The organism is Halomonas smyrnensis AAD6 (assembly GCF_000265245.1).
Classification (GTDB): Bacteria; Pseudomonadota; Gammaproteobacteria; order Pseudomonadales; family Halomonadaceae; genus Halomonas; species Halomonas smyrnensis.
Genome location: NZ_AJKS02000010.1, coordinates 1 through 13,914 on the forward strand (window position 1 = coordinate 1; position 13,914 = coordinate 13,914).

Annotated in this window: 11 protein-coding genes and 1 pseudogene; 9 read left to right on the forward strand and 3 right to left on the reverse strand. The window is 69.4% G+C overall.

The window, feature by feature from the left end; translation table 11 throughout:
• The 7 genes and pseudogenes from UYS_RS18880 to UYS_RS0211515 all read left to right on the forward strand — a co-directional run.
• The coding region (locus UYS_RS18880; RefSeq protein ID WP_237738463.1) for a hypothetical protein at positions 1-201 on the forward strand (201 nt) is incomplete at its 5' end.
• Positions 202-282: 81 nt separating this feature from the next.
• Entirely contained in the window at positions 283-2,058 is a 1,776-nt protein-coding gene (gcl, locus tag UYS_RS0211490) for a glyoxylate carboligase (RefSeq protein WP_016855657.1), read from the forward strand.
• Between the two features lie 88 nt (positions 2,059-2,146).
• Complete coding sequence (gene hyi / locus UYS_RS0211495) at positions 2,147-2,923, forward strand: hydroxypyruvate isomerase (RefSeq protein ID WP_016855658.1); 777 nt, start codon at positions 2,147-2,149, stop codon at positions 2,921-2,923.
• A gap of 312 nt (positions 2,924-3,235) precedes the next feature.
• On the forward strand, positions 3,236-4,123 hold the full coding sequence (locus UYS_RS0211500) for a 2-hydroxy-3-oxopropionate reductase (protein ID WP_016855659.1): 888 nt from the start codon (positions 3,236-3,238) through the stop codon (positions 4,121-4,123).
• Between the two features lie 193 nt (positions 4,124-4,316).
• Positions 4,317-5,579, forward strand: a pseudogene (locus UYS_RS18095) (glycerate kinase type-2 family protein); the annotation flags it as partial.
• A 94-nt stretch (positions 5,580-5,673) separates the two neighbouring features.
• On the forward strand, positions 5,674-7,164 hold the full coding sequence (pyk, locus tag UYS_RS0211510; protein ID WP_016855661.1) for a pyruvate kinase: 1,491 nt from the start codon (positions 5,674-5,676) through the stop codon (positions 7,162-7,164).
• A gap of 153 nt (positions 7,165-7,317) precedes the next feature.
• Positions 7,318-8,046 carry a GntR family transcriptional regulator gene (locus UYS_RS0211515; protein WP_016855662.1) on the forward strand — a complete coding sequence of 243 codons (729 nt, stop codon included), beginning with the start codon at positions 7,318-7,320 and terminating at the stop codon, positions 8,044-8,046.
• A 110-nt stretch (positions 8,047-8,156) separates the two neighbouring features.
• On the opposite strand, the gene UYS_RS0211520 is transcribed toward UYS_RS0211515, so the two are convergent.
• The 3 genes from UYS_RS0211520 to UYS_RS0211530 all read right to left on the reverse strand — a co-directional run bounded on the left by UYS_RS0211520 (position 8,157) and on the right by UYS_RS0211530 (position 11,739).
• Complete coding sequence (locus UYS_RS0211520; RefSeq protein ID WP_016855663.1) at positions 8,157-9,401, reverse strand: nucleoside permease; 1,245 nt, start codon at positions 9,399-9,401, stop codon at positions 8,157-8,159.
• A 94-nt stretch (positions 9,402-9,495) separates the two neighbouring features.
• The gene (locus UYS_RS0211525; protein ID WP_016855664.1) at positions 9,496-10,566 is read right to left on the reverse strand and encodes a sugar phosphate isomerase/epimerase family protein; all 1,071 of its coding nucleotides are present in this window, start codon (positions 10,564-10,566) and stop codon (positions 9,496-9,498) included.
• Positions 10,567-10,578: 12 nt separating this feature from the next.
• Positions 10,579-11,739 carry a Gfo/Idh/MocA family protein gene (locus tag UYS_RS0211530; RefSeq protein ID WP_040478350.1) on the reverse strand — a complete coding sequence of 387 codons (1,161 nt, stop codon included), beginning with the start codon at positions 11,737-11,739 and terminating at the stop codon, positions 10,579-10,581.
• 319 nt (positions 11,740-12,058) lie between these two features.
• On the opposite strand from UYS_RS0211530, the gene UYS_RS0211535 reads away from it, so the two are divergent.
• Both UYS_RS0211535 and UYS_RS0211540 read left to right on the forward strand, forming a co-directional pair.
• Positions 12,059-12,943, forward strand: a complete 885-nt coding sequence (locus tag UYS_RS0211535; protein WP_016855666.1) for a sugar phosphate isomerase/epimerase family protein — start codon at positions 12,059-12,061, stop codon at positions 12,941-12,943.
• Between the two features lie 53 nt (positions 12,944-12,996).
• Positions 12,997-13,896, forward strand: a complete 900-nt coding sequence (locus tag UYS_RS0211540) for a hydroxypyruvate isomerase family protein (RefSeq protein WP_016855667.1) — start codon at positions 12,997-12,999, stop codon at positions 13,894-13,896.
• Positions 13,897-13,914 lie beyond the last annotated feature (18 nt).

A 13,914-nucleotide genomic window follows, 5' to 3' on the forward strand; every position in this document is an offset into this window, starting at 1 on the left:
CCAGAAAAGGCTGAGCGGGGTAGCATCCATGGCAACGGCGGTGTCCGTAGGCTGACGTTTTGGCGAATATCAGCTTACTCGGATTCACCGCCGTTTCTCTATCCAGCCCTCGCCTCAAGCCCTGCCTGTTTCACGCCGATCTGCGAAGAACCATTTTTTTGCCTTTATAAATTATTGGAAAAATTTTCCATAAGTCGTTGACGGGGTGCCGGCGGCGAGCCTAGTCTCTGTATACAGAAATATTTTCCAGAAAACATAACAACGCCACTGGAGGATCACGTCATGGCTCGCATGACCGCCGCGGAAGCCGCCGTTCACGTGCTCAGGAAGGAAGGCATCGATGTTGCCTTCGGCCTGCCTGGCGCCGCCATCAACCCCTTCTATGCCGCCATGCGCACGGTCGGCGGCGTGGACCACGTGCTGGCCCGCCACGTCGAGGGCGCCTCGCACATGGCCGAGGGCTACACTCGTGCCCGGCCCGGCAACATCGGCGTGTGCATCGGCACCTCCGGCCCGGCCGGCACCGACATGATCACCGGCCTCTACTCGGCCTCCGCCGATTCCATCCCGATCCTGTGCATCACCGGCCAGGCGCCGGTGAGCAAGCTGCACAAGGAAGACTTCCAGGCCGTCGACATTCAGGCCATCGCCGGTCCGGTGACCAAGTGGGCCACCACCGTGCGCGAGGCGGCCCAGGTGCCGCGCGCCTTCCAGCAGGCCTTCCAGCTGATGCGCAGCGGGCGTCCCGGCCCGGTGCTGCTCGACCTGCCGATCGACGTGCAGATGACCGAGATCGAGTTCGACCCGGACACCTACGAGCCGCTGCCGGCCTACAAGCCATCCGCCAGCCGCGCCCAGATCGAGAAGGCGCTGGCCATGCTCAACGAGGCCGAGCGGCCGCTGCTGGTCGCCGGGGGCGGGATCATCAACGCCGACGCCAGCGAGCTGCTGACCGAATTCGCCGAGCTGACCGGGGTGCCGGTCATCCCGACCCTGATGGGCTGGGGCACCATCCCCGACGACCATCCGCTGATGGCGGGCATGGCCGGCCTGCAGACCTCGCACCGCTACGGCAACGCGACTCTGCTCGCGTCCGACTTCGTGATGGGTATCGGCAACCGCTGGGCCAACCGCCACACCGGCAATCTCGAGACCTACACCGAGGGCCGCACCTTCGTTCACGTGGACATCGAGCCGACCCAGATCGGGCGCATCTTCGGCCCCGACTACGGCATCGTCTCCGACGCCGGGGCGGCGCTCGCGCAGTTCGTCGAGGTGGCCCGCGAGTGGCAGGCCGAGGGCCGGCTCAAGGATCGCAGCGCCTGGGCCGAGGCCTGCCAGGAGCGCAAGCGCACCCTGCTGCGCAAGACCCACTTCGACAACGTGCCGGTCAAGCCGCAGCGGGTCTTCGAAGAGATGAACCAGGCCTTCGGCAAGAACACGCGCTACATCAGCACCATCGGCCTCTCGCAGATCGCCGGCGCCCAGTTCCTGCACGTCTACAAGCCGCGCCACTGGATCAACTGCGGCCAGGCGGGCCCGCTGGGCTGGACCATCCCGGCCGCGCTCGGGGTGCGTCGGGCCGATCCCGAGGCCGAGATCGTCGCGCTCTCCGGCGACTATGATTTCCAGTTCATGGTCGAGGAGCTGGCGGTGGGCGCGCAGTTCCACCTGCCCTACCTCCACGTGCTGGTGAACAACTCCTACCTGGGGCTGATCCGCCAGGCCCAGCGCGGCTTCGACATGGACTACCAGGTGCAGCTGTCGTTCGAGAACATCAACTGCCCCGAGATCAACGGCTATGGGGTGGACCATGTCTCCGTGGTCGAGGGCCTGGGCTGCAAGGCGATCCGCGTCACCGAGCCCGGCCGGATCGGCGAGGCCTTCGCCGAGGCCCGCGATCTGATGAGGCAGTACCGGGTGCCGGTGGTGATCGAGGTGATCCTCGAGCGGGTGACCAACATCGCCATGGGCACCGACCTGACAGGCATCAACGAGTTCGAGGCGCTGGCCGAGAGCGTCGCCGATGCGCCGAGCTCCATCGCCGCCCTGCGGTAGGAAGCGTTAGGCTGGTCGCCGCTGGTGGCCGGCGGCGGGCGCATCGGCAAGATCGATGACACACACGACAGGACACAGGGAGAAGCACATGGCCAAGTTTGCCGCCAATCTCAGCATGCTGTTCACCGAGGTGGATTTCCTCGACCGCTTCCAGGCCGCCGCGCAGGCCGGCTTCAAGGGCGTCGAGTACCTCTTTCCCTACGACGTCGAGGCCGCCGAGATCAAGAAGCGCCTCGACGACCACGGCCTGACCCAGGTGCTGTTCAACCTGCCGGCCGGCGACTGGGGCGCCGGCGAGCGCGGCATCGCCTGCCACCCGGACCGGGTCGAGGAGTTCCGCGCCGGCGTCGACCGCGCCATCGAGTACGCCCGCGTTCTCGGCAATACCCAGGTCAACTGCCTGGCCGGCATCCAGCCCGCCGGCGTCAGCATGGAGCAGGCCCGCCGGACGCTGGTCGAGAACCTGCGCTTCGCCGCCGACAGGCTCGAGGCCGCCGGCATCCTGCTGGTCGCCGAGCCGATCAACACCCGCGACATTCCGGGCTTCTTCCTCAACCGCACCGCCCAGGCCCTGGCGATCTTCGACGAGGTAGGCTCAGGCAACCTGAAGCTTCAGTACGACATCTATCACATGCAGATCATGGAAGGGGACCTGGCGCCGACCATCGAGACACACCTCGACCGCATCGCCCACGTGCAGCTGGCCGACAACCCGGGCCGTCACGAGCCGGGCACCGGCGAGATCCACTACCCCTTCCTCTTCGACCACCTCGATCGACTGGGCTATGCGGGCTGGATCGGCGCCGAGTACAAGCCGGCCGGAAGCACTCAGGAGGGGCTTGGCTGGCTGGACGGCGTTCGCTGAAATGCGACTGCGCTCGGCATCTCGATCGCCGGCGGTGCCCGGAATCCTCATGTACTGAAGTACATTCCGGCTCCTCCGCGCCGGCGGCGACCGACCTGCCATCGCTCGTAACGCCTTTCATCTGACTCGCCGCGAGGACGGGCGCCGGGGACAAGTCGTAGCGAGGGTTCTTTGCCATGGATGGCAAAGGTAGCGCCCAGGGAAGGGTTTACAGCGCCTCGCGAAGGCTTGTCGCCGGGAAGCCCGAGCGATAACGGCAGTAGACATACGCTCGAGATCACGACGACAACAGAGACAAACGGGAGACGCATCATGAGCAAGATCGGTTTTATCGGACTGGGCATCATGGGCCGTCCCATGGCGGGCCACCTGCTGGACGCCGGCCACACACTGACCACCGTCAAGCGCGGCCCCCTGGACGAGACCCTGGCCGGCAAGGGCATGCAGGAGCTGGCCGATCCCAAGGCGGTCGCCGAGGCCTCCGAGGTGATCATCACCATCGTCCCCGACACCCCGGACGTCGAGGAAGTGCTGTTCGGTGAGGGCGGCGTCATCGAGGGGCTGAAGCCCGGCACCCTGGTGATCGACATGAGCTCGATCGCCCCGCTGGCCACCCAGGACTTCGCCAGGCGCATCCATGAGGCCGGCGGCGAGTACGTCGACGCCCCGGTGTCCGGCGGCGAAGGCGGCGCCATCAACGCCGCCCTGACCATCATGGTCGGCGCCACCGGGGAAGGCTTCACCCGCGCCGAGCCGCTGCTCGAGGTGATGGGCAAGACCATCACCCATATCGGCGGCCACGGCGCCGGACAGACATGCAAGGTGGCCAACCAGATCGTCGTCGCGCTGACCATCGAAGCCGTCTCCGAGGGCCTGCTGTTCGCCTCCAGGGCCGGCGCCGACGTGGCCAAGGTCCGCGAATCGCTGCTCGGCGGCCTGGCCCAGTCGAAGATCCTCGACGTCCACGGTCAGCGCATGATCGACCGCACCTTCGATCCCGGCTTCAAGATCAAGCTGCACCAGAAGGACCTCAACCTGGCGCTGGAAGGCGCGCGCAGCCTTGACCTGGCGCTGCCCGGCACCGCCAACGCCCAGCAGCTGTTCCAGGCCTGCGTCGCCCACGGCGGCGCCGACTGGGACCACGCCGGCATCGCCCGCGCCCTGGAAACGCTGGCCGACCACGAGATCGGCAGTGAGTGATGCCATGCCACCGCCCGGCGGCGTCGAGCGGCGCCGCCGGGCGATGGAGGATGGGGAGGTGACTGCTCCCTGAAGGCAGGCGTCGGGTCGTCGTCTGCCGGAGTCGTCGCTTGACGGCTCCTTGCCCGGTGGCGAGTCTTCCCCTATGCCCCCCTGGCTCGTCACCGGGCCCTTTTGCCAAGGAGACCCCTGAATGAATGCCCCTTCCCCGCGGACCGTTTCCCCGCAGGCCTTCGCCGAGCGCCCCGAGGCGGCGCGCGCCTGGCTCGAGCGGCTCGGCGAGATCGCCGTCTCGGCCGTGCACCCCGATACCCTGCTGCCCGACCGGCTGCCCGAGCCCCCGGCCGGCCGCACCCTGGTGGTCGGCGCCGGCAAGGCGGCGGCGGCCATGGCCGTCGCCCTGGAACGCGCCTGGGACGCCCATCAGCCCGAGGCGCCGCTGTCCGGCCTGGTGGTGACCCGCTACGGGCATGGCCCCCAGGCGCCGGATTCAGGCCCGTCGGGGGAGGGCGCCGCCGGGCGCCGCATCGAGATCCTCGAGGCCTCGCATCCGATGCCCGATGACCTGAGCGAGAAGGCCGCCCGGCGCATGCTCGAGGCCGTGGACGGCCTCGGCGAGGACGACCTGGTCATCACCCTGATCTCCGGCGGCGGCTCGGCGCTGATGACCCTGCCGGCGCCCGGCGTGAGCCTGGCCGAGAAGCAGGCCATCAACAAGGCGCTGCTGAGAAGCGGCGCCCCGATCGGCGAGATCAACACCGTGCGCCGCCATTTGTCGGCGATCAAGGGCGGGCGCCTGGCCGCCGCCGCCCATCCGGCCCGGGTGCTGACCTGGCTGATCTCCGACGTGCCCGGCGACGAGGCCTCGCTGATCGCCTCCGGGCCGACGCTGCCCGATGCCTCCACCCCCGACGAGGCGCTGGCGATCCTGGAACGGCGCGGCATCGAGGTCTCCGCCGCGGTGCGCCGGCAACTTGAGGCCAACCACGAGGCGCCGCGGCCGGACGATCCGGGCTTCGCCCGCGACGAGAGCGAGATCCTGGCCCGCGCCCGGGACGCCCTGGCGGCCGGCCGGGCCGCCGCCGAGGCCGACGCGGTCGAGGTGCGCCTGCTCGGCGACGACCTCGAGGGCGAGGCCCGAGAGCTCGGCCGCGAGCACGCCCGCCTGGCCCTCGAGGCCCAGGCCGGGCGCGAGCGGCCGCTGCTGATCCTGTCCGGCGGCGAGACCAGCGTGACCGTGGCCGGCGACGGCCGCGGCGGGCGCAACGTCGAGTACCTGCTGGGGCTGTTCACGGCCCTCCAGGGCGCCGCCGGCATTCATGCCCTGGCCATCGACACCGATGGCATCGACGGCTCCGAGGACAACGCCGGGGCGATTTTCGGGCCCGGCTGCTGGACGCGCATGAACGAGCGCGACCTCGACGCCGACGCCTATCTGTCGCGCAACGATACCGACTCGTTCTTCGAGGCGCTGGACGATCTGATCGTGACTGGGCCCACGCGCACCAACGTCTCGACTTTCGTGCCATCCTGGTACTGCCGCGGAATTCATGCCCACACTGCCGCGCCATGCCCCGATCCACGAGCCGATCCGCCGCACCAAGATCGTCGCCACTCTCGGCCCCGCCAGCGACCGGGAGGGCGTGCTGGAGCAGATGATCGCCGCCGGCGTCGACGTGGTGCGCCTCAACTTCTCCCACGGCTCGGCGGACGACCATCGCCGCCGGCTAAGCGCGGTGCGCGAGATCGCCGCCCGACAGGGTCGCAGCGTCGCCGCCCTGGGCGACCTGCAGGGGCCGAAGATCCGCATCGCCCGCTTCACCGAGGGCAAGGTCGTGCTCGAGGAAGGCGCGCCCTTCGTCATCGACGTGGCCCTCGACGGCCAGGCCGGCGACGCCAGCCGCGTCGGCTGCGACTATCGCGAGCTGGCCGACGACGTGAGCGCCGGCGACCGCCTGCTGCTCGACGACGGCCGGGTGGTGCTCGACGTCTCCCGCGTCGACGGCAGCGCCATCCACACCACCGTGGTGGTGGGCGGCGAGCTGTCCAACAACAAGGGCATCAACAAGCAGGGCGGCGGGCTCTCCGCCCCGGCGCTGACCGACAAGGACAAGGCCGACCTCGAGACCGCCATGGCCATCGGCGTCGACTACCTGGCCGTGTCCTTCCCGCGCAGCGCCGCCGACATGCAGGAGGCCCGCGCGCTGCTGGGCGAGGCCGGTCGGGAGATCGGCCTGGTGGCCAAGCTCGAGCGCGCCGAGGCGGTGGCCGACGACGAAACCCTCGACGGCATCATCGAGGCCAGCGAGGCGGTGATGGTGGCCCGCGGCGATCTCGGCGTGGAGATCGGCGACGAGGCGCTGATCGGCACCCAGAAGCGCATCATCAAGCACGCCCGCAGCCACAACCGCGCGGTGATCACCGCCACCCAGATGATGGAGTCGATGATCGACTCGCCCTTGCCGACCCGCGCCGAGGTGTTCGACGTGGCCAACGCGGTGCTCGACGCCACCGACGCGGTGATGCTCTCCGCCGAGACCGCCGCCGGCGACTTCCCGGTCGAGACCGTGGAGGCCATGGCCCGGGTGTGCCTGGGCGCCGAGCGCGAGCGCATCGCCCAGTCCTCCGGCCACCGCATCCACGAGGGCTTCTCGAAGATCGACGAGACCATCGCGCTGTCGGCGATGTACGCCGCCAACCACCTGTCGGGCGTGGCCGCCATCGCCTGCATGACCGCCACCGGCTACACCCCGCTGATCGCCTCGCGCATCCGTTCCGGGCTGCCGATCGTCGGCCTGGCACACAATCCGGTCGCCCAGCGGCGCATGGCGCTGTATCGCGGGGTGATCTCGCTGCCCTTCGACACCAGCGAGATGTCGGCCGCCGAGCTCAACGACCGTGCCATGGCGCTGCTGGTGGGGCAGGGCGTGGCCGAGCCGGGCGATCACGTCATCCTCACCCGCGGCGATCACATGAACGCCCACGGCGGCACCAATACCCTGAAGATCCTCGACGTCAACGAGCGGCATCGCGACGGCTAGTGCGAAAACGTCCCCGATGATCGTGGCGTCACCTGATATCGCCCCGACCGTGCCGACGGTCGGGGCATTTTCTGTATACAATGCCGGTATGCGATACAGTCAGCCATCCGCCCACATGCGACAGTCCGCGCGGACGATCAGGAGACCCACGTCATGAGCCAAGCCTGGCACGAGGAGTTGCAGGCCGACGTCAGGAGCGGTGCCCGCGTCGGCGACCGCGATATCGCCGACAAGGTGCGCCGAGCGGTGCTGATGCAGCGGCTGCCGCCGGGCACCAAGCTGCCCGAGGTGACGCTGGGCGAGGTGTTCGGCGTCAGCCGCTCGGTGGTGCGCAAGGCGCTGACCCGGCTGGCCTCGGAGCACGTCGTCGACCAGCGTCCCAACCAGGTGGCGCGGGTGCGGGCGCCGAGCATCGAGGAGACCCGCGAGACCTTCGCCGCCCGCCGCCTGGTGGAGGGCGAGGTGGTCGCGCTGCTGGCCGGCCGGCTGTCCGCCGAGACGCTGGACGCGCTCAGGCTCCAGGCGAACGAGGAGACCGAGGCCCATCGCCGCGGCGACGAGCCGGCGCGCATCGAGCACTCGCTGAACCTGCACCACCTGCTGGCCGAGCACTCGCCCAACCGGGTGCTGGGCGGCATGCTCACCGACCTGGTGCTGCGCACCTCCATCGTGGTGGCGCTCTACAAGCGCTCGGGGCTCTCGTCGTGCTATCAGGAGGCCCAACACGAGCGGCTGGTCGAGCTGCTGGCCGCGGGCGAGGCGGACGCCGCCCGCGGCGCGATCCACGATCACCTGCTCGGGCTGGAGGCGCTGCTGGACCTGAGCCCGCGGGAGTCGCGCATCGATCTGAAGTCGATCCTGGGGCAATCGCCCGCGACCTGAGACGGTCGAGATACCCCTCCGACATTCCAAACGACACCGCCGCGCCTCTCGACCAAGAGGCGCGGCGGTGTCGTTTGGCGTCGAAGACGCCGGTGGCGGGGCGGGTGGCGTCAGGCGCGGGAGGCCGCCTCGGCGCCGGCCTGGGCGCGACGCTCGCGGAAGGCGATCAGGAACAGCACCAGCACCGCCAGGGCGAAGGCCGCCGGGAACAGCCAGATGCCCTGCCAGTCGTGGCCGCCGTCGGCCAGCGTGTAGTGGTCGGTGACCTGGCCGGCGATCCAGAAGCCGATCAGCATGCCGACGCCGTAGGTGGCCAGGGTGATCATGCCCTGGGCGGCGCTCTTGAACCGCTCGCCGGCCTTGGAATCGGTGTAGATCTGCCCGGTGACGAAGAAGAAGTCGTAGCAGATGCCGTGCAGCGCGATGCCCAGCAGCAGCAGGTAGAGCTCTCCCTCGGCGTCGCCGAAGGCGAACATCGCGTAGCGCAGCGCCCAGGCCAGCATGCCGATCAGCAGCGTCTTCTTGATGCCGAAGCGGCCGATAAACAGCGGCAGCAGCAGCATGAACAGCACCTCGGAGGCCTGTCCCAGGGTCATCTTGCCGGTGGGATTGGCCACACCGACCTCGGCCAGGAAGGGGTTGGCGTTCTGATAGTAGAAGGCCAGCGGAATGCAGATCAGCACCGAGGCGGCGAAGAAGATCGCATAGTTGCGGTCCTTCAGCAGCGACAGGGCGTCGAGTCCCAGCACCTCGCGCAGGCCGGTCCTGCCCTGGCCTTTGGCCTTGGGCGGGGTGGCGGGCAGGGTGAAGCTGTACACGCCCAGCGCGAGAGAGGCGATCGCGCCCATCAGGAAGGTGTTGCGCAGCAGGCCCTCGCCGATACCGGCGGCGGAGTCCCAGGCGAACACGTAGCTGATGCCGAGGCCGGCGACGATCCAGCCGAGGGTGCCCCACACGCGGATGCGGGCGAACTCGATGGCCGGGTCGCTCAGCTGGCGGAACGAGACCGAGTTCACCAGCGCCAGGGTCGGCATGTAGAGGATCATGTAGGCCAGCACCAGCGGATAGAAGGCCGCGAAGTCCTCGGCCAGATAGAGCCCGACCATCAGCGCCGCGCCCAGCAGGTGCAGCACCCCGAGCAGGCGCTCGGCGTGGAAGTAGCGGTCGGCGATCAGGCCGATGATGAAGGGCGCGATGATCGCCCCCCAGGACTGGGTGGCGAAGGCCATCCCGATCTGGCCGCCGCTGGCCTCCAGGTTGCTGGCCAGGAAGGTGCCCAGGGTGACGAACCAGCCGCCCCAGATGAAGAACTGCAGGAACATCATCAGGCTCAGGCGCGAGCGTAGCAGTGACATGGCGTTTTCCTTCTCGTGAGGCTTGTTGTTGTGAGGCGCGTTCTCGTGAGGCCCGTTCTTGTGAGGCCTGTGGCGTGCTCCTGTCGGGGCGGCGCTAGCGCGCCAGCCCCAGGATGCGGCGATTGCGGGCCGGGCTGGTGTCCTGGCCGGCGAAGTCGTCGAAGGCGCGGCCGGCGCGGGTGATCAGGTGTTCGGCGATGAAGGGCGCGCCCTCGGCGGCGCCCTGGGCGGCGTCCTTCAGGCAGCACTCCCATTCGAGCACCGCCCAGCCGTCGAAGCCGTACCGGGTCAGGCGGCTGAAGATGCCCTTGAAGTCGACCTGGCCGTCGCCCAGCGAGCGGAAGCGCCCGGGGCGATCGACCCAGCCCTGATAGCCGCCGTAGACGCCGCTGCGCGCGTCGGGGGTGAACTCGGCGTCCTTGACGTGGAACATGCCGATGCGCTCGTGGTAGCGATCGATGAAGCCCAGATAGTCGAGCCGCTGCAGCAGCAGGTGGCTCGGGTCGTAGAGGATCCTGGCCCGCGGATGATGATCCACCGCCTCGAGGAAGCGCTCGAAGGAGGCGCCGTCGTGCAGGTCCTCGCCGGGATGGATCTCGTAGCACAGGTCGACCCCGGCCTCCTCGAAGGCGTCGAGGATCGGCCGCCAGCGCCGGCCGAGCTCGGCGAAGCCCTCCTCGACCAGTCCGGCGGGGCGCTGCGGCCAGGGATAGAAGAAGGGCCACAGCAGGGCGCCGGAGAAGGTGGCGTGGGCCTCGAGCCCGAGCCGCCGGCTGGCCTTGGCCGCCAGCTTGAGCTGGGCGATGGCCCACTCGGTGCGGGCCTCGGGATCGCCATGCAGCTCGGCCGGGGCGAAGCCGTCGAACAGCTCGTCGAAGGCCGGGTGGACCGCCACCAGCTGGCCCTGCAGGTGGGTGGAGAGCTCGCTGATCTCGACCCCGGCCGCGGCGCAGCGGGCCTTGAGGTCGTCGCAGTAGGCCTGGCTATCGGCGGCGCGCTCGAGGTCGATGAAGCGCGGATCGTGGGTCGGCAGCTGGATGCCGCGATAGCCCTGCTCGGCGGCCCAGCGGGCGATGGCGTCGAGGCCGTCGAAGGGCGCCTCGTCGCCGATGAACTGGGCCAGGAAGATCGCCGGGCCGCGAATGCCGGAAGAGGTGTCGCTCATGGAAGGCTCCGTTCAGTCGATGGAGGGCAGGTCGGTCCAGCGGCTGCCGCCGGCCTGGCTCTGGGTGACCGCCTCGATGAAGGCCATGCCGCGCAGCCCCGAGGCCATGCCGGGCACGCCGGCGATGTCGCCGCGGTCGCCGCGCCGGATCGCCGCGGCGGCGTCGCCGTAGAGGTTGGCCAGCGCCTCGAGATAGCCCTCGGGGTGGCCGCCGGGCAGGCGCAGCCGCGACAGGGCCGCGTCGACCAGCTCGGGCTGGTCGATGCCGGCGCGCAGCACGCGCATCGGCGCGCCGCGCGAGCGGTGGACCAGGCTGTTGGGCTCCATCTGGCGCCATTCCAGGGCGCCGTCCTCGCCGTAGAGGCGCAGCTTCAGCGCGTTCTCCTCGCCGGTGCTGACCTGGCTGGCCATCAGGGTTCCGGAGGCCCCCTCGGCGGTGCGCAGCAGCACGTCGCCGTCGTCGTCCAGCCGCCGGCCGTCGACGTGGCTGCCGAGCGAGGCGCACAGCGCCTCGACGCGCTGCCCGGAGACGAACTCGGCCAGGCCGAAGGCGTGAGTGCCGATGTCGGCCATGCAGCCGCTGGGGCCGGCCAGGGCCGGGTCGGTGCGCCATCCGGCCTGCTTGTTGCCCTGGGCCTCGAGGGTCTCGCCGAGCCAGCCCTGGGGATACTCGACGTGGATCTTGCGCAGCCGGCCGAGCGCGCCGGCGTCGACCATGGCGCGGGCCTGCCACACCATCGGGTAGCCCAGATAGGTGTGGGCCAGGCCGTACAGGCCGCCGTGCTCGCGCCAGGTGGTCTCGAGGCCGCGGGCCTCGTCCAGCGACAGGGCGGCGGGCTTCTCGCAGAAGACGTGGAAGCCGGCGGCGAGGGCGGCCTCTGCGATCGGCACGTGCAGGTGATTGGGGGTGACGATCACCAGCAGCTGCATGCGCTGCTCGGCGGGCAGGGCGCGCTCGCCGTCCAGCAGGCGCTGCCAGTCCGCGTACAGGCGCGATGCCGCCACGTCGCAGGCGGCGCCGGTGCGGGCGTTGTTGTCGGCTTCGCGGCTGAAGGCGCCGCAGACCAGCTCGAAGTGGCCGTCGAGGTTGGCGGCCAGGCGATGGACCTGGCCGATGAAGGCGCCTTCGCCGCCGCCGACCATGCCCAGGCGGACTCTCGGGGTGGGGGACATCGATCGCTCCCGGATCGTGGGTGAATAACGGTGATGTAACCGGTTACATGCTGTGTTTCGCAACCTAGGGGACGCGGCGTGGGTGTCGCAATGCGACCAAAGGCTATGCGGCCAATGTCTAGTGCATGCCGGACGCCGCGCGCAAACGCCGCCATGCCGGGTCCCGGCACTCGTGCATCGGGTCCTGGAGGCGGCCGGAGAACCGGTCGATACGTTGCGGAAGCGAGAACGATGGCATATACCATGTAACCGGTTACATGGTCGTCGGAAGCGGCCATGGCTCCCCGCTGAGCCCACTCGACACGGAGGCACGCCCGCCATGAACAACAACACCGCACGCCCGCTCGCCGCCTTTCGCCGCCGCACGCTGCTGGCCTGTCTGGGGGCCGCCCTGGCGCTGCCGGGGCTGGCTTACGCCCAGTCTCCGGCCCCGGCGGCCTCGCCGGTGGCCGCCCAGATGTACACCCTGCGCGATTTCGGCTCGCTGGAGGAGCAGTTCGCGGCCGTCGAGCGCGCCGGCATCGCCTCGGTGGAGCTGGTCGGCGACCAGGGCATCGAGGCCGAGGAGATGAACGCGCTGCTGGCCGAGCACGAGCTGTCGGTCAGTTCCAGCCACGTGCCCCTCGACGACCTGCGCCACGATCTCGACGACGTGGTCGACTTCCACCGCGCGGTCGGCAACGACACCCTGGTGATCCCCTACCTGGCCGAGGAGGCGCGCCCCGACAGCGCCGAGGGCTGGCGGGTGCTCGGCGAGGAGATCGGCGGCCTGGCCAGCCGACTCGCCGAGGACGGCATGCGCCTGGCCTATCACAACCATGACTTCGAGATGCGGACCTTCGACGACCGCACGGCGCTGGAGATCCTGATGCAGGCCGCCGGGCCCGAAGTGCTGGCGGAGATCGACCTGGCCTGGGTGGCCCGCGGCGGCCTGGACCCCGCCGACTACCTGGCGAACTTCGAGGGCCGACTGTTCGCCGTGCACGCCAAGGACAATGCCCCGGCCGGCACCGCGGAGGATGAGCGCGGCTTCGCCATTCCGGGGCAGGGCGTCCTCGACTGGGGCGAGATCCTGCCCGCCGCCCGCGAGGCCGGCGTTGAGGTCTACATCCTCGAGCACGATCAGCCGCGGGATGCCCAGGCGGTGATGACCGAGGGGCATCGCTTCCTCGACGAGGCGCTCGCCGCCCTGCACCGCGAGTGAGTGTCGCCGGTATTCCGCCGGTGTGAGACGGACGACGCGAGAGGGGCATCGCCATGATGAGGCATTCCATCGACAGGCGCGGCTTGCTGCGCCAGACCCTGACCGGTGCCGCGGGGCTCAGCCTGCTCGGCGGCCTCGGCGGGCCGGCCTTCGCCGCCGAGGCGGGCGCGTCCCGCCGGCTCGAGGGCAATATTCGCCACGCCGTGGCGCGCTGGACCTTCGATTTCCTGCCCCTGGAGTCGCTCTGCCGGGTGGCCGGGCGGCTGGGCATGTCGGCCATCGATCTGGTGGGGCCGGAGGAGTGGCCGGTGCTGAAGCGCCATGGCCTGGACTGCTCCATGTGCAATGGGGCGGAACTGAGCCTCGAGGAGGGCTGGGGAGACGACCGCTACCACGCGGCGCTGGTCGAGCGCTATCTCCAGCATATCGATCGGGTCAGCGCGGCCGGCTATACCAACCTGATCTGTTTCAGTGGCAATGCCCGCGGCATGTCGCCTGAGCAGGGGCTGGACAACGCCGAGGCCGGCCTGAAGCGCATCCTCGAGCGAGCCGAGCAAAAGGGCGTCGTGCTGCAGATGGAGCTGTTCAACAGCAAGGTCGATCACCCCGACTACCTCTGCGACAACTCCGCCTGGGGCATCGAGCTGTGTCGGCGCCTCGATTCCCCCAGTTTCAAGCTGCTCTATGACATCTATCACATGCAGATCAGCGAGGGAGATGTCATCAGGACGATTCGTGAGAATCACCAATATTTCGGCCACTACCACACCGCCGGGGTGCCCGGAAGGCATGAGATCGATGACAGCCAGGAGCTGAACTATCCGGCCATCTGCCGCGCGATACGCGATACCGGGTTCCAGGGCTATGTGGCCCAGGAGTTCCTGCCGGATCGAGAGAATGATCAAGCCAAGATCGAGTCACTCGAAGCGGCGGTTCGTCTCTGTGACGTGTGACGCACTTCAACAATAAAG